General features: G+C 65.7%; 16 protein-coding genes. 8 read left to right on the top strand and 8 right to left on the bottom strand.

Annotated features, from left to right (window positions below; all coding sequences use genetic code 11):
• The first annotated feature begins 138 nt into the window (after positions 1–138).
• The 7 genes from CH341_RS12200 (at position 139) to CH341_RS12175 (ending at position 8,969) form a co-directional block, all read left to right on the top strand.
• Positions 139–639: an Hpt domain-containing protein gene (locus CH341_RS12200; protein WP_111419301.1), complete on the top strand. Its 501-nt coding sequence runs from the start codon at positions 139–141 to the stop codon at positions 637–639.
• 247 nt (positions 640–886) lie between these two features.
• Complete coding sequence (locus tag CH341_RS33660; protein WP_146604451.1) at positions 887–1,228, top strand: hypothetical protein; 342 nt, start codon at positions 887–889, stop codon at positions 1,226–1,228.
• 796 nt (positions 1,229–2,024) lie between these two features.
• The gene (locus CH341_RS12195; protein WP_111419300.1) at positions 2,025–3,536 is read left to right on the top strand and encodes a protein adenylyltransferase SelO; all 1,512 of its coding nucleotides are present in this window, start codon (positions 2,025–2,027) and stop codon (positions 3,534–3,536) included.
• 66 nt (positions 3,537–3,602) lie between these two features.
• Complete coding sequence (locus tag CH341_RS12190) at positions 3,603–4,184, top strand: alpha-ketoglutarate-dependent dioxygenase AlkB (protein WP_111419299.1); 582 nt, start codon at positions 3,603–3,605, stop codon at positions 4,182–4,184.
• A complete protein-coding gene (locus CH341_RS12185) occupies positions 4,171–4,476 on the top strand; it encodes a hypothetical protein (protein WP_111419298.1) in 306 nt (101 codons plus the stop codon). The genes CH341_RS12190 and CH341_RS12185 overlap by 14 nt, the downstream gene beginning before the upstream one ends.
• Before the next feature lie 609 nt (positions 4,477–5,085).
• Complete coding sequence (locus tag CH341_RS12180) at positions 5,086–7,047, top strand: polysaccharide pyruvyl transferase family protein (RefSeq protein WP_111419297.1); 1,962 nt, start codon at positions 5,086–5,088, stop codon at positions 7,045–7,047.
• Positions 7,048–7,091: 44 nt separating this feature from the next.
• Positions 7,092–8,969 carry a glycosyltransferase gene (locus CH341_RS12175; protein ID WP_170149594.1) on the top strand — a complete coding sequence of 626 codons (1,878 nt, stop codon included), beginning with the start codon at positions 7,092–7,094 and terminating at the stop codon, positions 8,967–8,969.
• A gap of 40 nt (positions 8,970–9,009) precedes the next feature.
• Here the strand turns inward: CH341_RS12175 and CH341_RS12170 are convergent, their stop codons facing one another.
• The 8 genes from CH341_RS12170 to CH341_RS12140 all read right to left on the bottom strand — a co-directional run bounded on the left by CH341_RS12170 (position 9,010) and on the right by CH341_RS12140 (position 20,345).
• Positions 9,010–9,999, bottom strand: coding sequence for a UbiA family prenyltransferase (locus CH341_RS12170; RefSeq protein ID WP_146604450.1), 990 nt, complete (start codon positions 9,997–9,999; stop codon positions 9,010–9,012).
• Position 10,000: 1 nt separating this feature from the next.
• Positions 10,001–12,427, bottom strand: a complete 2,427-nt coding sequence (locus tag CH341_RS12165) for a hypothetical protein (RefSeq protein ID WP_146604449.1) — start codon at positions 12,425–12,427, stop codon at positions 10,001–10,003.
• Between the two features lie 370 nt (positions 12,428–12,797).
• Positions 12,798–13,613 (bottom strand): glycosyltransferase family 2 protein, encoded by an 816-nt coding sequence (locus CH341_RS12160; RefSeq protein WP_111419293.1) that lies wholly within the window; start codon positions 13,611–13,613, stop codon positions 12,798–12,800.
• Between the two features lie 218 nt (positions 13,614–13,831).
• Entirely contained in the window at positions 13,832–13,969 is a 138-nt protein-coding gene (locus tag CH341_RS34180) for a hypothetical protein (protein ID WP_170149593.1), read from the bottom strand.
• A gap of 697 nt (positions 13,970–14,666) precedes the next feature.
• Positions 14,667–15,305, bottom strand: coding sequence for a glutathione S-transferase family protein (locus tag CH341_RS12155; RefSeq protein ID WP_111419292.1), 639 nt, complete (start codon positions 15,303–15,305; stop codon positions 14,667–14,669).
• 34 nt (positions 15,306–15,339) lie between these two features.
• Entirely contained in the window at positions 15,340–18,648 is a 3,309-nt protein-coding gene (locus CH341_RS12150; RefSeq protein ID WP_111419291.1) for an efflux RND transporter permease subunit, read from the bottom strand.
• Positions 18,641–19,738 carry an efflux RND transporter periplasmic adaptor subunit gene (locus CH341_RS12145; RefSeq protein WP_111419290.1) on the bottom strand — a complete coding sequence of 366 codons (1,098 nt, stop codon included), beginning with the start codon at positions 19,736–19,738 and terminating at the stop codon, positions 18,641–18,643. The genes CH341_RS12150 and CH341_RS12145 overlap by 8 nt, the downstream gene beginning before the upstream one ends.
• A gap of 1 nt (position 19,739) precedes the next feature.
• Positions 19,740–20,345 carry a TetR/AcrR family transcriptional regulator gene (locus tag CH341_RS12140; RefSeq protein ID WP_111419289.1) on the bottom strand — a complete coding sequence of 202 codons (606 nt, stop codon included), beginning with the start codon at positions 20,343–20,345 and terminating at the stop codon, positions 19,740–19,742.
• 523 nt (positions 20,346–20,868) lie between these two features.
• On the opposite strand from CH341_RS12140, the gene cysD reads away from it, so the two are divergent.
• Positions 20,869–21,307: sulfate adenylyltransferase subunit CysD (gene cysD / locus CH341_RS35840; RefSeq protein WP_245431013.1), on the top strand; the 439-nt coding region annotated here is incomplete at its 3' end.

The following is a 21,307-nucleotide window of genomic DNA, read 5'->3' as shown; positions in this document are numbered from 1 at the left end:
ACGACGTTGAGCCGTATGCCCCTCGGAAAATTGCCGCCCGCGACGGCAGTTCAGCATCCATAGGGCTGAGCAATTACGATCATTGCAGTCACCGCCAACACCTATGCTGCCGACATTCGGCAGTGCCGCGACGCCGGTATGAACGAGTTTCTCGCCAAACCGGTCCGCAAGCAGCAGATGGTGGAAGCCATAGTCCGAGTACTAGACGCTTCAGCAGTAAGCGCCTCCTGCGGTGTTCTCCCTGAGTGGGACGTCCCCGGGCTCTCGAGTGACCGGGGTAAGCCGATTCATGATCCCGTCCTCGACACGGTTGTCTTTGAGGCTCTTGTCTCGGAAATAGGAAGCGACGGAACTCGCGAGACCATCGGAGTGTTTCTCCAGGAGACCGAGTCGCGGATCAAGCGTCTGCGGAGGCTTTCAAATACTGCAGAACGGCAGCGGATTGTGACGGAGGCCCATACTCTTAAAGGCGCCTCTGCCAGCCTCGGTCTGAGGGAACTGTCCGGATTGGCCAGAATCCTGGAAGCTGACGCAACCGAGGCCCCAGAGTCCTCCGTCCAGAGAAACATCGACAGCGTCGCACAAGCGTTTGCCCGGGCTCGCGAGACAATTGCGGCGGATCCACGGATGGTGGCTTAATCCCAAGCCTTTTATGGCGGATGAATTAAACCGATTTTACATCTTTGACGGAGACGACTGTTTCGGGCGGTGTTGAAACGATCGCTGCAACTCTCGAACTCGCGGCTTGATGGCCGGGTCCGGACAGCGGCCTCCGCACACCTTCTCTCCCATGGCGAGCGCCTTTCCTGACCGGTTGCGGTGGACTGTTCGCGGCTTCCAGCTCAGCGGACTTGCCGTTGAGCCTAGCTCCACGCTACGGCGTGGCGTGTTCAGCCTCCTCGACCAGATCCTCGGTGACGACCGGCAGCGTGAAGCGGAACACGGTCCCACCGCCGAGGTTCGGTTCCGCCTAAATGCGCCCCTGGTGAGCCTCAAAGATGTCGCGGCACACCGACAGGTCGATGTCCATGCCTTGGATCTTGGCCGATGCAAACGGCATGAACAACCGGTCGGCGATCGCTGGCGAAAGCCCGGATCCGGTATCGGCGATGCCCCACCGGCGTGCGTCACCGCCCGGAAATCGATGTCCCGGCGGGGGCTTGTCTCCATCGCCTCGATCGCATTGCGAACCAAGATGAAGACGACCTGCTGGACCTGGACCTTGTGACCAGGACGGTGAGCCCGTCGCCGATGTCGAACGGGCTTTATCGCCGAAGTAGTGCTTAGCGGCGATCCGCCGGCGCCCTGATCCTTCGACCGCGATGCTCCTCAAGCGCCAATACATGGTGGGACTCGGCACCAGAGCCTAGGTACCCCTGGGTGATTAGCGACAGGGCCTTCCTGCCGACGTCGCACATCGCCTGCAACGGGTCTTCACCGGATCGCCTCAGTTGCTTGACGAGTTCGATGTCCGGACGAACGCGAGGACGTGTGCCTTCAGACAGTTGAAATCGGCTAGTGGAGGCCTTCACGCTGCATCGGTGATGGTTCGGCTCATCCGTTCTGCCTAAACCGTGGGTCCGCGATGATACTAAGTCCCCCGTCAGGTAGCCGGCCGGCGGAGGTATATGCTGGAGAAACAGTGGCGAACTTCGGCATCGCTTATCAGTCTTGGGCGGCCTGGAAGCCTTTCGACACGTTTGGGGTGGGCAAGTCGACCGAGCGAACGAGAATGGGAGCGTTCTGTGGAAGCACTCCTTTGCACCGCCACTTCGCCGCCCGAGAGCACGACGGAGCGGCTGTACCTCACGACCATCGCCACAGCCGCGTCGGGCTGTCGTGCAGCGCGCGGATTTCAGCCAACCAATCTGATCCGGGCGTCGCGAGCCGAAAACGGCTGCCGAGCGCGGCCATGTCGGGGACCAGGGTCGGGGACCAGGAAAGCCGCAGATTGGCGATGACGGTCCGCGATTTCGGGGCTTCGGGGCCTTGCTTTTCGTTCGACGAGCAACGATTTTCAGCCGATGACCCCGACAGAGCTCGCCCGTTCCGAAGCCGCCGAGGCGGTCCCGATTCCCTTCGACAACACGTTCGCCCGGCTGCCGGACGCCTTCTACGAGCGCGTGAGCCCCGCTGCGGCGTCGGCTCCGAAGCTCCTGCATGCCAACGCCGCGCTCGCCCGGCGCCTGCGGATTGATCCGGCCTTTCTCGAAAGCCCGCGAGGCATCGCTGTTCTGTCCGGCAACGATCTCACGCCGGGCGCCGAGCCGATCGCCCAAGCTTACGCTGGGCACCAGTTCGGACACTTCGTCCCTCAGCTCGGGGACGGCCGCGCCATCCTGCTCGGCGAGGTCGTGGACCTGGACGGAAAGCGCTTCGACATCCAGCTCAAAGGATCTGGTCGGACCCGCTTCTCTCGCGGCGGGGACGGCCGCGCCGCGGTCGGGCCGGTTGTCCGCGAATACATCGTCAGCGAGGCCATGGCCGCGCTCGGCATCCCGACGACGCGCTCCCTGGCGGCGGTTCTGACCGGTGACACCGTGATGCGCGAGCAGCCCCTGCCGGGCGGCGTCCTCACCCGCGTCGCATCCAGCCATCTGCGCGTCGGCACGTTCCAATACTTTGCGGCGCGTGGCGATGTCGACAGCCTGCGTATCCTGGCGGACTACGCCATCGCACGGCACTACCCCGAGGCGCGCGAGGCGACGGACCCGTATCACGTGTTCTACGACGCCGTGGTCGCGGCGCTGGCCCGGCTGACTGCGCGTTGGCTCCTGGTCGGATTCGTTCATGGCGTCCTCAACACGGACAATACGGCGATCTCCGGTGAGACGATCGATTACGGCCCTTGCGCGTTCCTCGACGCGTACCATCCCGCCAAGGTCTTCAGCTCGATCGATCACGTCGGCCGCTATGCGTTCGCCCATCAGCCTGCCGTGATCAAGTGGAACCTGGCTCGTTTTGCCGAGGCGTTGCTGCCGCTGATCGCGGACGGTGCGGACGCGGCGATCGAGGCTGCGAATGCCTCCATCGCGCGCTTCGATGAGCATTTCAACGAGGCCTACGTCACGGGAATGAGGCAGAAGCTCGGACTCGCGTCGCAGATGGACGGCGATGCGGACCTCGCGGCCGACCTGCTGAGGCGAATGGCGGAGAACCAGGCGGATTTCACCTCCACGTTCCGCAGCCTCGGCGAAGCTGCTGCGGATCCGGGGCGGGACGCGGATGTTCGCGGACGTTTCGCGAACCCGTCGGCGTTCGACGAATGGGCAGAGCGCTGGCGCGAGCGCCTGTCGCAAGACGATCGGCCCCCGGAGCTTCGGCGCAGATCCATGCTCGCCGTCAATCCGATGTTCATCCCGCGTAACCACCGCATCGAGGCGGTCATCCGCGCCGCGGAAGCCGGGCGCTTCGAACCCTTCCACGAGCTCGTTCATGTACTGGCTCGTCCGTACGACGATCAGCCCGCATATGCCGACTATGCGAGTCCGCCGACCCCCGACGAAGAGGTCAGGCAGACGTTCTGCGGGACCTGACCGGAACGCGGACCTCGCATGCCGGCCTTCGCCTGCGGCTCCAAGCTCCTACTCGGGTGAGACGACGTGCCGTCCCGACTCGCACTCTTCGAACGACCTGCTGGTCCCTCTGGGCTCGAATACCGGCCCGACTTCGTCACGCCCGACATCGAGCAGGAGCTGATCGCCAGGATGTGCGATCTGACTTTGACACCGTTCCAGTTCGGGCCATACGAAGGCAAGCGCCGCGTCGCTTCCTTCGGGTGGCGATACGACTTCTCGACGCAGAAGTTGGAACGCGGCGACCCGTTTCCGGATTGGATGCTCCCGGTCGCACACGCTGTCGAGGTCGCCAACCGTCTGCCCGAGGGTGCGGTCGAGCATATCCTTTTCACTCGCTATGATGCGGGAGCCGGAATCGGCTGGCACCGTGACAAGAAGCAGTTCGACAGAGTATTCGGCCTGTCGCTGGGGTCGCCGTGCCCATTCAGGTTCCGACGCAGGACGGCTACAGGATGGGAGCGATTCACCCTCGCGGCCGAGCCGCGATCTCTGTACACGATGACGGATGAGGCTCGCTCGGTTTGGGAGCACAGTATCCCCCCGGTGGCGGCGCCGCGTTGGTCCATCACGTTCCGCACCATGGCGAGACGGCATGCACCTCGTTGAATTCTTCCTGCCGTTGGCGGACAACAATGGCGTCGTGTTTTCTGCGCACCTTTATGAACAAGTCCGCGATGAGATGATCGCCCGGTTCGGGGGCGTCACGTCGTTCTCCCGCGGGCCCGCGCGAGGGAGCTTTCGAGACGGCAGCACGATCGTGCACGACGACGTCGTCGTCTTTCAGGTGATGATCGAGGTGCTGGATCGCGAATGGTGGGGCACGTACCGCCGCTCGTTGGAACGAACATTCGGCCAAGACGAGGTGCTGATCCGAGCCGTCGAGGTGATGAAGCTCTGATCGGCCGGCCGCCCGCAGCCGACCGGCGCCGCTGCTTCAATTCCACGGAGTCGACCGTCGCGCCGGCGCTGGCACCATGCCTCACCGCAACCAGCCGCTGATAGACACGACGGCATCCAGCACTACTTACGCGCCTCGGCTTCGATGCGGCACCGACGGCTGATCCGCGTCATGCAGAGGCACCCGCGAGCCGCAAACGCCGCAGCCTGGGCGCGCGTTTCGGCGCGTGGCAGCGGCCGGAACGAGGTCTGCGTGCGTGGGTACGCCGAATCCGACAGGGCGGCGAGCGACATCCTGATTGCTCGCCATTTACGCGAAGTCGTCTGCGCGGCGCTCGCTAGCGTGGTCTCGTCGGCGGGGCCTGGTTCTGCGCCGGCATGCAGCATGTGCGAGCAATCGAGGATCGCGCAACCCGGATTTGCGCCGCGATCCGCCAGAGGTTGTTCGTGCGGCACCGCTCTTTCTTCAATCCTTCCGCGAGACGCAAGCACCATGGTTGCATGCGGTGCATACAATGCTCTATCTCACCCATCGGACTGATCGACCCAGACTCGGCCCGAAGCTGCTTCGCAGCGATCGAAAGACCCTCAGCAAAAAAACGGATTCCGGATGGAGCTTGGCGTGAACGCTCGTCGATTGCGGGTCGGCATCACCGGAACGTTCGACGTGCAGAATTACGGCGATCTCCTGTTCCCCTTGATTGCCGAGGCGGAACTGTCCAGGCGGCTCGGCCCCATCGACCTCAGTCCGTTTTCGTACCACGCCAGGCGCGTACCGCACTGGCCGTACGACGTGACGCCGCTCTCGCGGCTTCCGACCATCGTCGACGATCTGGATGGCTTGATCGTCGGCGGCGGCCTCCTTGTCCGCTTCGACAAGGATGTCGCGCCCGGCTACGTCTCTCCCGCCGCGGACGTGCATCATCCGACCGGTTACTGGCTGGTTCCCGCCCTGCTCGCCCTTCAGGCGGGTCGCCCGGTCGTCTGGAACGCTCCGAGTGCGGCCGGCCCGGTTCCCGATTGGGCGAAGCCGCTCATGCGGCTGGCCATCGGATCGAGCCGCTACGTCGCGATGCGCGACGACGTCTCTCGATCCGCTCTCCTGGGTTTCGCCGGCGAAACCGAGATCGCAGTGGTGCCGGATACGGGCTTCGGCATCGCTCGGCTCCTCGAGCATGTCGATCGATCACCCGCGTTCTCCGGACTGTGCGAACAGCTGGGACTTCGCGGCCCCTACATCGTCGTTCATGCCACGACCGGGCTGCAGCCGTTCTGCGAGCTGGTCCGCGATCATCCGGAGCGTTTCGCCGATTTTCAGATCGTCGCCCTGCCGACAGGCCCGGCGCTGGGAGACGGCGCCGGGCACATTCGCGCCGATCTGCCGAACGTGATCGACCTGCCGGCCTGGCCGAACCCGATCCTCATCGCCGAGATCATCAAGCACGCGACGGCGGTCGTCGGGAAGGGCCTGCATCTGTCCGTCACGGCCCTCGGCTTCGGGGTTCCGGTGTTCCGGCCCGCTCACGCGTTCGGGGGCAAGTACGCGATCCTGTCGGACTTTTCGAGCGTCCACGCGTTTGCCGACTCCGAGCGGATCGAGCCCTCCTGGTTCCTCGACAAGGTCGGTCGGCGCGACGTCGAGCCCGGCGTCGTCGCCGCGAACCTGCAGCTCTCCCATCATTGGGACACGATCGCGTCGATCATCGAGTCCGGGACGTCTCGCCGCGTGCCACAGGAGGTCGGGCGCATCTGGCAACGGCTCCCGATCGTTCTGGAGACCGGGTTCGATCGGGCGCAATCCGTCGCCACGCTGGAAGGCGATATCGCATCGCTTCGCGCCGACATCGTCGGACTGGACGATCGGGTCGCGGCGCAGAGCATCGCGCTCGCCGAGAGCAATCGACGGTTGGAGGAGAAGCAGGCGGTCGTCGACGAGCTGAACCGTGAGATTGGCGTGATCACCATGCGTCTGCGGGCTGCGGAGGAGGCCCGGAACGCCGCTCCGCCTGCGCCCGCCGGACGATCGCAGACCGAAGCGGCCGCGGCTTCCGCCGGCGGCCACGATCAAACCCGTCTCCGACGGCGGGGGCGGCTGCGCCGCCTGATCAAGTGGCCGACATTCCGGACCGCCAAACGGCTTCTGAAACGGGCGTTTCGTGAGCGGCGGGAGCGGTGGATCGTCGCACAATCCGGCCTCTTCGACCCGACCTGGTATCTGAGCAACTATCCCGATGTCGCAACGGCGGGCGTCGATCCGGTCGAGCATTACCTGACCGCCGGCGCGGCAGAAGGCCGCGATCCAGGCCCGTCTTTCAGCACGTCGAAGTATCTGTCTCTGCGCCCGGAGGTCGCTGCCGCCGGGCTGAACCCGCTGCTGCACTTCATCGCGGCGCGAAGGGGCGGTGATGCCGCCTTCGACATGGAGGAGATCCGCCCGGGCCCCCCGGACGATCTCGCCGGTTCCGCGGTGGGCCGGCTCCTGCACTCCTTCTCCGATCGGTCGAACGAGGACCGCGCCGTCGTCTACGGCCCCGCCGTATCCGGCTGGCACCAGAACGGCCCGAGGCGATGATGTCGGTCCACGTCGAGCCGCCACGTGTCGATCAGGAGCTCTCGATGCTGGAACCGTCGGACGCCGTGCGGCGTCCCGTTTCGATCGTCGTCGTGAGCTGGAACGCGATCGAGGCGTCTCGAAAGCTCTACGACTCCCTGCCCGTGACACGCTTTTGCGATTACGAGGTCGTCTGGGTCGACAACGGGAGCAGCGACGGTACGGTCGATTGGCTCAAGAGCCTGCCCGGCACGACGGCGCCACGGCTGATCGAGAACGAAACCAACCAGGGCTTCCCGGCGGCCGTCAACAAGGGCATCCAGTCCGTCGATGCCGGTCGCGATATCGTCCTGATCAACAACGACATCATCGTCGACGATCCGGATTGGATCACCAAGCTTCAGCACAGCGCCTATGTCGATCGGCGTATCGGGATCGTCGGCTGCCGGTTGCGGCAGGGCAACGGGCTCCTTCTGCATACCGGCACATATATGCCGCTCGACGGCTTCCGAGGCGTTCAGCTCGGCGCGAACGAGCTGGATGTCGGGCAGGGCGCTCACGAGGATCAAGCCGTCGAGGGCGTCGTCTTCGCCTGCGCGTATCTTCCGCGGAGAACCATCGATCGGGTCGGACTGCTCGACGCGAGCTACTTCACGTATTACGAGGACACCGACTACTGCTTTCGGGTGATCAAGGCGGGGCTCTCGGTCGTGTGCTGCGCCGCGTTGACGCTCACCCACGACGAGAACACGTCGACGCGGTCCAACAAGGTCGATTTTGCGGCGATCTACGAGCCTGCCCGCGCGACGTTCATCAAGAAGTGGCGCTCCTATCTGACAGAGGAGCGATGGCATCGCCGGCTCAACTGGGTGTCCACGCTCAAGCTTCCGATCGGGTATGCGGCGGCGTCGCAGGGCCTCGCGCAGGCTTTGCAGCGGCGCGGCGTGCGGCTGGGCTACCAATACGCCTACGGTCCCGGCACCCCACAGCCGAGCCCCGAGCCGTCGAGCAGCGGGAACGCAGCCGTCGACGACATTGCCGCGCGTCCCCTGCTGCCGCATGCACCGCACGTCGCGTTCTGCCAGGGCGATGCGTTCCACCGCAACACCGGCTCACCCCGCATCGGATTCACGATGCTGGAGGTCGGCGGCATTCCGCGCGGCTGGGTGGATCAGGCCAACGCCATGGACGAGGTATGGACGCCATCGCGGTTCAATGCCGAAACGTTCCGCGCCTCCGGCGTGACGAGGCCGATCCGCGTCGTGCCGCTCGGATTCGACCCGACCAGCTTCCATCCCGACGTTCCGGCCCTGCCGCGGAAGAACGAGGACTTCCGCTTTCTGAGCATCTTCGAATGGGGCGAGCGCAAGGCCCCCGAGTTGCTGTTGCGCGCCTTTCGCGACGAGTTCTCGAGAGACGAGGACGTCGTGCTGTTCTGCCATGTCTCCAATTTCGATCCCTCGGTCTCGGTCGAGCGCCAGGTCGAGGTCCTGCGTCTGCGGCCTGGCGGCGGACGGATCGTGATCTCGGTCAACCAGCGCCTTCCGTCCCATCAGATGCCGGTCCTGTTCAGATCGTGTGACGCCTTCGTGCTGCCGACTCGCGGTGAGGGGTGGGGACTTCCCATTCTGGAGGCGATGGCCTGCGGCCTTCCGGTCGTGGCGACCGATTGGAGTGCACAGCGGGAGTTCTTCAGCTCCGAGGTCGGCTTTCCGGTCGCGGTCGAGACGCTCGTCGACGCGGAGGCCCGATGTCCCTACTACGACGGGTTCCAATGGGCTCAACCGTCCTACGAGAGCCTGCGTCAGCAGATGCGTCGCGTGTTCCTCCACAGAGAGGATGCCCGCACCGTCGGTGCAGCGGCGGCTCGACATGTGCGAGAGAACGTCACCTACGACCACGCCGCGGCGGCGATCGAGCACGCTCTCCACGATCTGGAATGAGGTGGGCGAGGATCCGCTCCCCCGCGCTCCGAGCCCGGCTTCAGCGGCCGAGCACCGCGGCGGAGAGCAGCGTCAGGCCGATGACCCCATAAAGCGCCCGATAGCGGCCCTGGAGGCGGCGAACGCTCTCGAAACCGAGTCCTTCGCGCAACGCCCGGATCGTCCAATAGAGATGCAGCGGGTACAGGAGGGCGACGCCCGCGAGAATGCGCGGCACGGCACCTTGGACGGCGAGGGCGATCAGCAGACAGTCCGCAATCGTGAAGAGGGCGAACCCGGCGAGAAAACTGTTCGTCCGACCGAACGAGACCGCATTGGTCCTGATTCCGTTGAGCAGGTCCGCCTCGCGGTCCCGGGTCTCGTGCGTCAGGTGACCGGCTGCGAAGACGAGTGCGAAGAAGCAGCCGACCGCCACGCTTCGCATATCGGGCGCACTGAACACCGCATAGCCGAGCAGAAAGTGCAGCAAGCCGCCGAAGAGGTGCAGGCCCGAATTGGCGAGAGGCAGTCCCTTCATGTGGAATGCGGGCGCGGAATAGAGCGCGCTCAGGACGGCGATCGCCGACGCCAGCACGAATGTCGTTGCGCCGAGCGCTCCGAACAGCGCGAGAGCGAGCCCGAGCAGAGCGACGCAAAGACAACCCAGCTCGGTGCGGCCGATACCCTTCGTCATGAACACGCCGGCAGCCCGGTTGGGGTCGTTGAGATCCCCGTGCATTCCCGACCAGTCGTTGAGCACGACCACATGGGCCACCAGGCAACAGTTTCCGGTGACGAGGACCGCGACCTTTGCGATGTTGCCGAGCGTGAGACCGTCCATGGCGAGGACGGCGCCGATGAGCGGCGCGCCCTGCAGAACGAGAACCTCGTCGAACCGGATGCAGGACAGTAGGCGGAGGAGCGGACGCACGATTCCGAACACGCGCGAGAGTCCGGACGCCCGCCACCGCCCCGACGCGCCGGACATGCCCGATTCGCGCGTCCCTATCGGTTCGGACGCCGCGTCGATCGTCCTGCTCTCGTCCGTCACGTCAACGCGTCCCCCCGGAGCCTCGGCGCTGATCTTCGAAATACAGCCTCAGCCACAGCGCGTAGCCGAGCTCTTCGGACCAATAGTACCGCCGGACCGAGGCGGAGAGATCGTTGTGATAGACGAGCGGCGGGGCGCTGCGCAAAGACAAAAAGTCGTCCATCGCGATGGCGTGCAGCACGTCGCGCACTTCGCTCGAGGGCGGAGCGGGACCATCCGGTTCGGCGAACCGCTGCAGGAGCCGAGCGGCCAGCAGCCACACCTCTTGCCCCGGAACCAGCGTTCGCGATCGGGACGTCGGCAGCCGCAGCGGACAACCGACGCGCTCCAGGTCCGCCTGCCGAAGCAGCGGGAGGAGCGGAGCGAGCTGGTAGTAGACCCAGATCCTGTCGTCGTCGATGGCCCGTCCCAGGGCGGTGCAAAGGTCGCGCGCCGCCGCCGGATTCGCCTGGGCCAGGAGCATGAGCACGTGCATCTGGATCCCCACGTCGGCCGGGTTGGGATCGCGGCCGGGGTCGATGCACTGGTATCGGTCTCGCGGCGCGAGCCAGGTTCGATAGAGACCGTCGGGCGTGCGGAACCGGCCGAGGGTCATAAGCGCGAGGCGCAGACGCTCCGGATCGGCGCCGGGAGCGACCCTCCAGGTCAGCGCCGTGTCGTCGGCGTCCGGCGTGATGGCGCAGCCGAGCGTCCCGATGGTCGCGGCGTCGGGCCGACCGTGATAGCGAACCAGGCCGTCCGCCTCGATCTGATCGGCCAGGAACTCTCGCGCCCTGACGAGGTTCGGCACGAGCCCGGCCGCTGTCGCGACGGGATCGAGGAGGTCGAGCATCACGGCATTCAAATAGGTGTTCATCTCCCGACCGGGATGGAGATGACGCGCCGCTCCCGTGAAGGACGTCAGCCAATAGCCGGCCGCCTGCTGGCGACTCGCGACGACGCCGATCGCCGTGCGTGCGACCCGCGCGAGGTCGTCGTCCGCGCCCGAACCGGCGGCGGGATGCTCCCGAACAGGAGCCGTCCGATCCGCCGCCATTGCGAGCCGCCGCTCGCCGAGATAGCGCAGGTCGCCCCCGGCTCGCGCTCTCACGAGGACCGAAACGGTGCGCTCGCCGGAGATCGGCTCGTCCAGCGGGATCGTGACGCGCCATCCGCTCGGTTCGGTATAGCCGAGGGTCTTCACGACATCCGGTCGCTCGAAGAGGTGGCCGGTCGACCCGGCCGGCAGCCCGTCGAGCAGCACGATCACCTCGGACGGCGAGCGGCCCGACCCGAGGGCCCATCCCTCCACGTCGATCCGCCGGCCCGTCGTGACGTCTCCGCTCCCGCTTGCGTCTCCGCCTCCGCTCACCGCTGCGACATCGATGTGCCCGCGCAAGGTCAGGGCCAGTTCGGCCGGTGCCGGCGGATGTCGCAGCTCAGCGACGAACGGGGCGTTCCCCGGCGTCCACGCCGCTCGCATCTTGTCGGGTCCCGCGACGACGGCGTAGAGCGGAGCGTCGCTCACGCCCGTGTACCAGAATGCCCCGATCGCCTGGAGGCCCATCGCCACCGCACAAGCGACGCCGAAAGCGAGGCGCCCCGCCCCGGAGAGGCGGTCGATCACCGGCGGCAGCATCCAGATCAGCATCGGCAGGCAGTCGGTGAGCCAGCGCGGCCCCCAGGAGGCGCCCTGCCTCCAGTCGGTCGGCGCGTAGAGGAGAAGCTGCAGGGCAACGCCGATGCAGATCGCGACGGTGAGCCCGCAGAGTCTGCGATCGCGCAGCACCTGCAGCCCACCGAGGAGCAGGACGAGCAGAAAGGGCGAGAAGACGAACAGGCCCCGGGTGGGGCTGACCAGCAAGCCCGCGAGCCCAGAGAGCAGGTCGTGCTCGAAGAACGTTCCTTTGCCGACCAGCGCGTAGGCGCCGGCCACGTGACCGGCGACGCCGAGATTGTAGATCAGCACCAGGGCGACCGGCCCCGCACCGCCGGCCACCAGCAGGGGCCAGCGGCGTCCGGCCCACCACAGGCCGTAGCATCCGAGCGCCGCCGCCAAGACGACGTCGGGTGGGCGATTGCAGGCGACGAGCCCGCAGAGGAGCCCCACCGCGAACGCCCGGCGCGGGGTGAAAGGCCCGGTGAGCAAGAGCAGCGTGGAGACGATCAGCAGTTCGGCGAGCCCGTGCGTCCACAGCGCCTGGCTGCTGATCACCCAGGTCGTGGTCCCGAACGCGTAGGCCAGCGTGAGCAGGCCGGCCGTGGCGACGCCGGTTCGTCGCCGGAGCAACAGATAGAGCAGCGCGGCCGAGGCGGCGGCCATCAGCGAGGCGACGAGCTTCTCCATGACCCGTGCGACGCGATCGAGCCGCCACGGATCCCAGCCCCGCGCATCGAGATAGAGGACTGCCGGAAGATAAAGCGGCGCGACCACCACCGGGGTGACCACCGGATAGAGCGAGACGGCGTGATCGTTGCGGCCGCGGACGATCCAGTAGGCCGAGTTGGTCCACCCCGGCAGCCTCGCGATCTTGCGCCCCTGCGCCACCAGGGGGGCGATCGGATCCAGCGTGACCGTATGATGCTTCCACAGCGCGAACGGCAAATAGCGGGCGCCGTAGGTGTCGGCGGCCGGGATCGAGCGCAGATTGGCGTTGTAGACGACGAGGCACAGCAGGCCGATCAGCAGACCGATCCACAGATCGCGGCGCCGGCGCGGCGCCCCTCCGGGCTCTCGCTCTCGGCTGCCCGCCGAATCCCCCTCGTCGCCCGGCGACACTGAGCTTGTCATGACCGCGTTGTTCAGACCTGCAATCGGCTTATCGATGCATGGAGGGGCACCGCGCCTCCGGAGCGGCGACGGCTCGCGAGAACCGGAATTTCAGCAGATACCAAAGCGCTTTCACGCCGTCGTGCCAGCCGATCTTCTTCCCCTCCGCGTAGCTTCTGCCGGCATAGGAGATGCCGGTCTCGTGGATGCGAAGCCCAGCCCGTCGGGCGATGCCGGCGCTGATCTCGATCTCGATTCCGAAGTCGTTCGAGCTGAGGACGAGCGAGCGCAGGACCGACACGGTCATCATCTTGTAGCAGACTTCGATGTCGGACAGCGCCTGGTCATAGAGCGTGTTGAAGAGGAACGAGATGAGCCGATTCCCGAGGTAGTGTCGAAGATAGGGCGAGCCGCTCCGACCGCCGCAAAAGCGCGAGCCGTAAACGACATCGGCCACCTTCCGCCGGGCGATCAGATCGAACATGGCGGTCCAGTCTTCCGGCTGATACTCCAGGTCGGCGTCCTGGATGACGGCGACGTCCCCGGTCACACGCGCGAATCCATCGCGAAGCGCCGCGCCTTTTCCTCCATTTTCCGTCCTGTAGATCGGACGAAACGTGGTCGATGCACCATCGGCCTGTCGGCAGAAGCTCAGCTGGCCACGGTCGTCGAGCGAGACCGTCGTCGCGGAGCATTCCCCGTTCGGGAAATTCACCTTCAGCCATTCGGTCGTGCCGTCCCGTGAGCCGTCGTCGACGATCAGGATCTCCTTCTCCACACCGGGCAGGGCGCGCGTCACCGCAGCCACGACCCGTCCAAGCGTCGCGCGCTCGTTGTAGACGGGAATGATCACGGACAGACGCATCGAACGCTCCGGGGGCCTGAAGCGCCTGACCTAGTCGCACCCGGGGCCGATTTGCAAGCGGCTCGCAGGCGGCGGACGGATCGCTGCGCCGCCGCGGATGGCCTGCTTCGACGAGCGGCACTCCCTCGACAGCGAACGCGCCGGCCGATCGCTGCGACGATCGAGCGGTCGACGAAGTAGGTGCCCGGCCTGGATGGCTCCCGAATCGGTAATATAGATCACCGCCTCGTCTGGCGAGAACGCATTCCGTTCGGCCTGTCGAAGCCGTCGGCGAACACCGCGGTCTCGCCCGTCGCGGGATCGTCTTGATCGACATAGGCGCTGATCTCCGGCGGCCCCGTGAAGCGCTGGCGCATTAGGACCTCGGGCCGGTCTGGTCCCGATGCGCAGAAATTGCACAAGATCACGCACCACTAACACGTTGCGGCCAGCCGGCCGGCCGCGTCATCGCAAGACGCATGAACGAAGCGCTGGCGGGTAGGGCTGTTCTCCGACGGCCCGCTCGACGACGAACGTTGGTTGCGGACCATCTTCGATGAGGTAGGCGTTGACCCGACGTTCGCCATTCGCAGCCGGCACGCTGGTGCGCTCATCGAAAATCAGGCGTGGAGATGGTTGAACGACGGCGAATTTGGCGTTTCCAAGGGTGAGGCGAACCGCCTCGTCCCACGCCGGCACCGTGCCGAAGCCGACGCTCGAACCTCGCGCAATTTTGGCTGATGATTTTCGCGTCGACCGTGGCGCTGTGGAAGCTGACACGAGATCTGACGTCGATGCCTACGGCCAGATGTTTTCGATCCACGCCCCTGGATGAGGGGCGACCTGCGTCATGCTGGCCTCGGGGCAATCGCCCGAGGGCGATTGCAGGGGCGCTCGGGGTTGCTGTTGGTCCGGGGTGATCAGGGTGCTCGAGAACGGCACCAGGGGGCGGCTTGAGGGCAGTTGGATAGCAGTCCCGTGACAAAGAGGCCGCTTTAAAGGTGCGTTTTCGTCGCGGCCCTCTCGCCTTTTCCCGACCGTCGAAAACCCGCTCGTCCGCGCCGGCAGGTCGTGTCAGAAGCCCTGCCGCTGGCTATATACGTAGCCGGGCTGCCGGCGAAGGCGATCGGCATATGCGCGGAGCGCCACCAATTCATCCAACCCGGGAATGCGAAACAGAGCCAAGTCCGGGAAGGTTCGATTCGACATAAAGTCAAGTGTGAACGCGGTCATCACGTCTGCGATAGTGAGCTCCGCGCCGCAGAGAAATACCTGCTCACGCAAGATAAGGTCGAGATAACTGGCGAGCTTGGCAACACGGCGTGTTACGAAGGCAAACTGATCGCTCTCCTCCGCACCGGCCCAGGTCAACAGCATCAACGTGTTGAGCCACGTCATCAAGGTCCCCTCGTTGAAGTGGATCCATTCGAAGCACCGTTCGCGCTCAGTCGAGCCGGTTCGGGGCACGAGGCGCCCTCCGCCGTAGGTCTCCGCGAGATAAATGACCGCTGCGCCTGACTCGGCGATCACCGCGGCCCCGTCCACGAGCACCGGTGCGGAGCCGAGTGGATGCACCGCGGTCAGCTCGGCCGGCGCTAGCATCGTCTCAGGATGGCGGTGATAAGCGACCACCCTATGGTCGATGTCCAGTGTGTGAACGAGGAACAAGAGCCGTTCCGAACGAGAGCGATAGAGGTGATGTATCGTAAGCATCGATGACCTACCGATTGCTGGCGGATGAAGAAGATCAGAGCGTCAGGCCTTGAGGCCCGGCGTCCTCGGGCGCAGTGGCGAGGAGGGGTGGCGTTCTGCCGGCCGCTCGCATCCCATGGAGCTGGAACAGAATTGGCACCACGAAGACCGTGAGTGCCGTCGATACCACCGTCCCGAAGATCAGCGAAATCGCGAGCCCGCCGAATACGGGATCCTTCACCATCACGGCAGACCCCAGCACAATGGCGAGCGTAGTGAGCAGGATCGGGCGCAGCCGGGTCGCGCCGGCCTGACGAACGGCTTCTTCGAGCGGGACGCCCTGGCTCAGATGGTCCTGGATGAAGTCGATGATCAGCAGCGAGTTGCGGATGACGACGCCGGACAACGCGATGATGCCGACGATCGAGGTGGCGGAGAAGTCCGAGCCGACCAGCCAGTGCCCGGGCAGGATACCGATGATACCCAGCGGTACGGCCGACATGGCGATCAGCGGCACCACGAACGAGCGGTAGTAGGCGACGAGCAACAGGAAGATCACCGCCAGGGCGACGCCGAGCGCACCCAGCATGTCGCGGTAGACGTCAAGCGTGATGCGCATCTCGCCGTCCCACAGGAGCTGATAGCCGTCAATCACGTCCGGCACCTGCTTTTTGAAAGTCAGGTTGCCGGTTCGGAGCAGCCGCCCGTCCGGGGCCTTGATGCCGTCGAGCCGCCGGTCGAGATCGAGCACGGAATAGATCGGCGCCGAGTGCGACAGATCCCCGCCGACAAAAGCCACGCGTTCGTTGTCTTTGTGCTGAATCGGACGATCGGCCTGCGATGGCACGACCTTGACCAGCTCGGACACCGGCACCGGCTGCCCGGTGGAATTGGCGACGAAAACACGGTCGAGGTGGATCGGATCGACCTCGTGCCGTCGCGGCACGAACGCCCGCACGGGGACGGTGTTCTTTTCGCCGGGCGAATGGACGCGGCTTATCACGGCACCGCCATAGACGAACTGGAGCGCTTGGCCGATCTGGGCCACCGAGACCTGCGACAGCGCCGCCTTCTCCTTGTCCGGCACTATGCGGTGCTCGGGCATGTCGACCGGCTCGCTGTACGACAGGTCGACCATGTCGTAGCTGTCGGCAAAGGCGCGATACACGTCGTCGGCCATGGTTTTCACGCCGGCAGGATCCGGCCCGTGGACCTCGGCCAGGACGGTCGCGCGGACCGGCATCGCTGGCGGATCTTCGACGAGCTGGATGCGGGCCCCGGGAAAACGGGCACGGACCTCGTCCACCTTGGGCCGCAGGTCACGGACGATCTCGATCGAACTCGCCGAGCGGGAATGTCTGTCGACGAGGTTCACCCGGATCTCAGCAACATAGCTGCCCTGCCGGTCGGCCGTGCCGCGCAGAAGGGCGTTGAAGTCGGCGACGCCCGCCTGCCCCAGCCAGCTCTGCCAGTTGGCGACGGCGGGTTCCTCTGCGAGCAGTCCGCCGATCTGGCGCACCAGCCGATCGGTCTCTTCGATCGCCGTGGTCTCCGCCATGGCGACGACGATGTTGAAGGTGTTCTTGTTATCTTTCGGCAGGAAGCCGAGCGCCACGCCCAGCGGCGGCGTCGGTCCTGTCATGCCAACCGGCCGGACGAACTGCCACGCCCCCTGGAGGACCGACGCGCTCATCGCCACGGCGATCACCGCCGCGAACGCCCGGCGGGCTCCGAACTGCGTCTGGAGCGGTGTCAGCAGACGGGCGTAGAGGCGCTGGAGCGCGTCGGGCGATGACCCGTGCTCGTCACCCGACGCATGATCGCCGCGGGTGAGCCAGCGGTTGGCCGCCCAGGGCGTGACGATGTAGGCCACCACCACGGAGGCGGCCATGGCGATCGGCACATTGAATGCGATCGGATAAAAGTACTGCCCGGCCATGCCGGTGACCAGGAACAGCGAGGAGAACACCAGCATCACGCCAAGGGTGGCGAGATTGGTCGCGCTGCCGATCTCATTGGTTGCGGCGACCGTCGCTGCCTCCTTGTCGCCGCCTTGCGGCGAACCGTAGTGGCGGTGAATGTTCTCGATCACCACGATCGCGGCGTCGACCAGGAGGCCGAGCGACAGGATCAGCGCAAACAGGGTGACGCGGTTGATGGTGACGCCGCCGAAGAGATCCGCGGCCAGGGTGACGAACAGGATGAGCGGGATGGTGACGGTGACAATGATCGCTTCCCGCCAGCCAAGGAACAGTACGAGCACAAGACTCACCGTGGCGATGGCGATTCCGAGGTGCTCAATCAGCGTGTTCACCGCGTCGTTGGCCTTCTGGCCGTCGTCGCGTGTCACCACCACGTCGACGTCGGCTGGCAGCATCGAGGACTTCATCCGCGCAATGCGGTCCTGGACGGCGTCCGCGACCACCACTGCGTTGGCGCCCTTCTTCTTGGCCACAGCAAGGGTGACGGCTGGCATCTCGCCGCCGGCAGCAAAGTGCGGGTCGGCCGGGCCATACGCGAACCGGCTCAGGGTCTCGACTACGGTCCGCGGACCGTCGGTGACCTGGGCTATGTCGCCGACATAGATCGCCCGTTGGCCCTGGATCGCGACGATCTGGCTGCGGACGTCCTCGACGGACGTGAGGAAGCCGTGCAGCCGGACGGCCTGCACCTGACCGGCATTGACCATGGACTGCAGCGGAGCCGACAGGTTGCTCGACGCGAACGCCGCAGAGACCTGACTCAACGTCACTCCGAAAGCCTGCAGGCGCTCGGGATCGAGCTCGATCGAGATCTCGCGATCGCGGCCGCCACGCACGCTCACCACCGAGACATTTTCCAGACTGCGCAGGCGCTCGGCCATGCGGTCGGCCAACCGCTTTAGCGCATAGTCGTCGTAATGGGACGATGCCAGGGTCATCGTCACGATCGGGACGTCGTCGGCGTCGACGGATTTGATTTGGGGCGAGCCGACGTCGCTCGGCAGCCTGCCGAGATTCGCCATCACGCGATCGTAGAGCCGCACGAGCGACTCTTCCTTGGGCTGGCCGACTTTGAACATCACTTGGACGGAGCCTGCGCCGGTCTGGGCAACGCCGTACGTGTGATCCACCCCGGTCATCTCGCTGAGGATGCCTTCGAGTGGGGTGACGACCAGTTCCTCGACCTCCGCAGCCGATGCTCCCGGCAGAGCGACCTGAACCACCGCGCCGGGCACCAGGATCTGCGGGTTCTCCTCCCGGGGCGTCATCATGACAGCGGCCGCTCCAAGCGCCGCGATAGCCATAATGATGACGCCGGTGAGCTTGGAGACGATGAAGGTTCGGGCCAGTCGACCGGCGAGATTGAGCGGAGCGTCAGTCATGGCTCGTGCGCCCGCGGCACGTGTCGCAGACTGCCGTGACGACGGCGCCCTCGCGGAGCGCCGTCGTCGGCACCACGACGATGGCTTCGCCTTGCGAAAGCCCGGCGGTCACCTCGACGAAACCGTCTCTCTGGCGGCCCAACCGCAACCATCGGAAGCGGGCGAGGTTGTCGCTGCCCACGACGTAGATGCCGTCGAGGCCACCGCGTTGGACTTTGGCCTGGAGAGGAATGATGATCCCGGACGTGCTTCCGAAAACGATCTCAGCGCGGCCAAACATGCCCGGCATCAGAGCAGGATCGGGCGGCACCGCGACGGAGACCTCGAAGCGGCGCGTGACCGGGTCGCCGGAGGGCACAATGCGCTGGATGGTGCCCTCGATAACTTGGCCTGGTAGCGCATCGATCCGCACGGAAGCCGGCATCGACAGCTTTAGTCGCGAGAGCTGGCCCTCGGCGACATAGACCTTGAACAGGAGGCGCTGGCGCGACTCGATGGTTAGGAGCGGCGTGCCGGCCGTCGCCAGATCGCCTTGCTGCTTGTGGCGGATCACCACCACACCGTCGACCGGGCTCGGGATAGACGCGTAGGCCCTCTGCGCTTCCGCCGCCGCCAGCGCGGCCTCGCTCCTGGCGAGCGTCGAGCGGGCGCTATCTCGGCGGACGACCGCCTTGCGAAGCACTTCGCCCGATGCCGCGCCCTTCTCGGCGAGGCCGGTGTACTTTGTGACGTCGTGTTCGGCGTCCTCGAGGTCGGTGCGCGCGGCGGTCACGCCGGCCTTGGCTTGGCGGATGGCCTCGTCGGTGTCGGCCGGGTCGATCTCGACCAGCAGATCGCCCTTGGCTACGCGCTGTCCTTCTCGAACGTCGAGCCGCTTGATAAAACCGACAACACGGGACGACAGATCGATCCGGTCGTCGGATACGACCGTTCCCGGCACGCTGTAGACGTCGGGCAAGTCGATCGCCTCCACCGTCGCGATCCGCAACGGCAGGCGCGGACGGTCGAAGGTGGCCTTGGGCGCCTCCTCCTCGCAGCCCGTCAGCACAAGCAGGCAGGCGATACACAGCAGGCCGATGTGGCGTGACATCTCAGGCTCCCTCGGGGAGGCGAGGCGCGGCAATGGCACTGCGCACCACGGTCAGGATGTGTCGAGAAACGACCTCGGGGTCGGTATGCTCCTTCCGGCCACCCGGTAGGAACGGGAGCGCCACCGACAGCTGGAAGTGGCCGAGGACAATGCCGATGATGGAGACCGCCGACAGCACGGGGTCGGCCCGTCGGTTGTAGCCGGCTGTCGCGCTCGTGATCAGGGCAAATGGACGCTCGAGGACTGTCCTGGAAAGGTGTTCCAAACGAGAGCGATCGCCGTCGAGCAACTCACGAAATAAAAGCTTTGCAAAGACCTCGTCTTGCCAAAGCAGCCCGACTAGCCAGAGCACGAACGTTTCCAGCTTCTGGTCGCAAGTGACCGGTACTGCTAGAACTGTCTCAAGCGGTGCCGTTCTCTCGGTAAAGACATGGACCAATGCCTCCCGGATCAGCTGTTCTTTATCGGAGAAGTGGTAATACAAGTTGGCCGGCGTAACGCCGACTTCCGTCGCCACATCGCGCATTGAAACCGCGGCATAGCCCCTGGAGGCGAAAAGCCGCGAGGCGGTTTCCAGAATGGTGGCCCGCATCTGGGCTTTAGCCATGTTGAATCCTTACTGAACGTTCGTTAAGTTTCTTAGACCGACACTGCCGCCGTTGTCCAGCGGGTCTTCACGCGCGCGCGAGCCGCACTCGCCCAGTGGTAAATGATCAGGAAAGGCGCAGGCTCACGCCATGCAGCAGTTCAAGCCGTGACCCGAGCCCGCTTGTCAGAGGACGATAAGGCCAGCCTGCATCGCAGCTTCACGGTCTCGAAGGCAGGTTTCTGAAGCGGACCATGCACGGGGCCCAGACGCGGCTTCTCGACCGCGAGGCCACCCACTGTGGGGCCGGCCCGCATAGCTCAGCGCATCGGTGGCCATGAGGCGCGGCACGGCGGAGGCACCGGTAGCCGGAGGGAGCGAGCCGTCCGCACCGTTGGGAAGGCAGCACGGGGCGCGCCCTGGATGCGAGAGCTGCAGGTCGGGCCCGCGGTGGTCGGCCCCTTTCGGGGCTGCGGCGGTCGTGGCATAGCTCCGGGCGACATCCACCCGCATCACTCACCGCCGCACCACTCTCGCACGCGCCATGTCCTCCCTGCCGATCCATCTGCGCCAGCTCGAGGCCGAGTCGATCGGGATCCTGCGCGAGGTCGCGGCCGCCTTCGAGCGTCCCGTGATGCTCTACTCGATCGGCAAGGACTCGAGCGCGATGCTGCATGTCGCGCGGAAGGCGTTCTTTCCGGGCCGGCTGCCGTTTCCGCTGCTGCATGTCGACACCACCTGGAAGTTCCGCGACATGATCGCGTTCCGCGATCGCACCGCGCGGGAGCTCGGGCTCGACCTGATCGTGCACGTGAACCAGGAGGGCGTGCGGGCCGGCATCGACCCGTTCCGCTCCGGCTCCGCCGTGCACACGCGGGTGATGAAGACCGAGGCGCTCAAGCAGGCGCTGGAGCAGCACCGCTTCGACGCCGCGATCGGCGGCGCGCGGCGCGACGAGGAGCGCTCGCGCGCCAAGGAGCGTG

The sequence above is a fragment of the Rhodoplanes roseus genome, from assembly GCF_003258865.1.
Taxonomy (GTDB): domain Bacteria; phylum Pseudomonadota; class Alphaproteobacteria; order Rhizobiales; family Xanthobacteraceae; genus Rhodoplanes; species Rhodoplanes roseus.
The sequence above is the reverse complement of the archived record's forward strand: the minus strand, read 5'-3'. Positions and strand labels throughout refer to the sequence as shown.

Coding starts and splice junctions, on each gene's coding strand:
- CH341_RS12185 (WP_111419298.1), top strand. CDS start 4,171: ATGCACCTCGTTGAATTCTTCCTGCCGTTGGCGGACAACAATGGCGTC.
- CH341_RS12155 (WP_111419292.1), bottom strand. CDS start 15,305: ATGCTTACGATACATCACCTCTATCGCTCTCGTTCGGAACGGCTCTTG.
- CH341_RS12140 (WP_111419289.1), bottom strand. CDS start 20,345: ATGGCTAAAGCCCAGATGCGGGCCACCATTCTGGAAACCGCCTCGCGG.
- CH341_RS12195 (WP_111419300.1), top strand. CDS start 2,025: ATGACCCCGACAGAGCTCGCCCGTTCCGAAGCCGCCGAGGCGGTCCCG.
- CH341_RS12160 (WP_111419293.1), bottom strand. CDS start 13,613: ATGCGTCTGTCCGTGATCATTCCCGTCTACAACGAGCGCGCGACGCTT.
- CH341_RS12200 (WP_111419301.1), top strand. CDS start 139: ATGAACGAGTTTCTCGCCAAACCGGTCCGCAAGCAGCAGATGGTGGAA.
- CH341_RS12150 (WP_111419291.1), bottom strand. CDS start 18,648: ATGACTGACGCTCCGCTCAATCTCGCCGGTCGACTGGCCCGAACCTTC.
- CH341_RS34180 (WP_170149593.1), bottom strand. CDS start 13,969: ATGCGCCAGCGCTTCACGGGGCCGCCGGAGATCAGCGCCTATGTCGAT.
- CH341_RS12180 (WP_111419297.1), top strand. CDS start 5,086: ATGGAGCTTGGCGTGAACGCTCGTCGATTGCGGGTCGGCATCACCGGA.
- CH341_RS12175 (WP_170149594.1), top strand. CDS start 7,092: ATGCTGGAACCGTCGGACGCCGTGCGGCGTCCCGTTTCGATCGTCGTC.
- CH341_RS12145 (WP_111419290.1), bottom strand. CDS start 19,738: ATGTCACGCCACATCGGCCTGCTGTGTATCGCCTGCCTGCTTGTGCTG.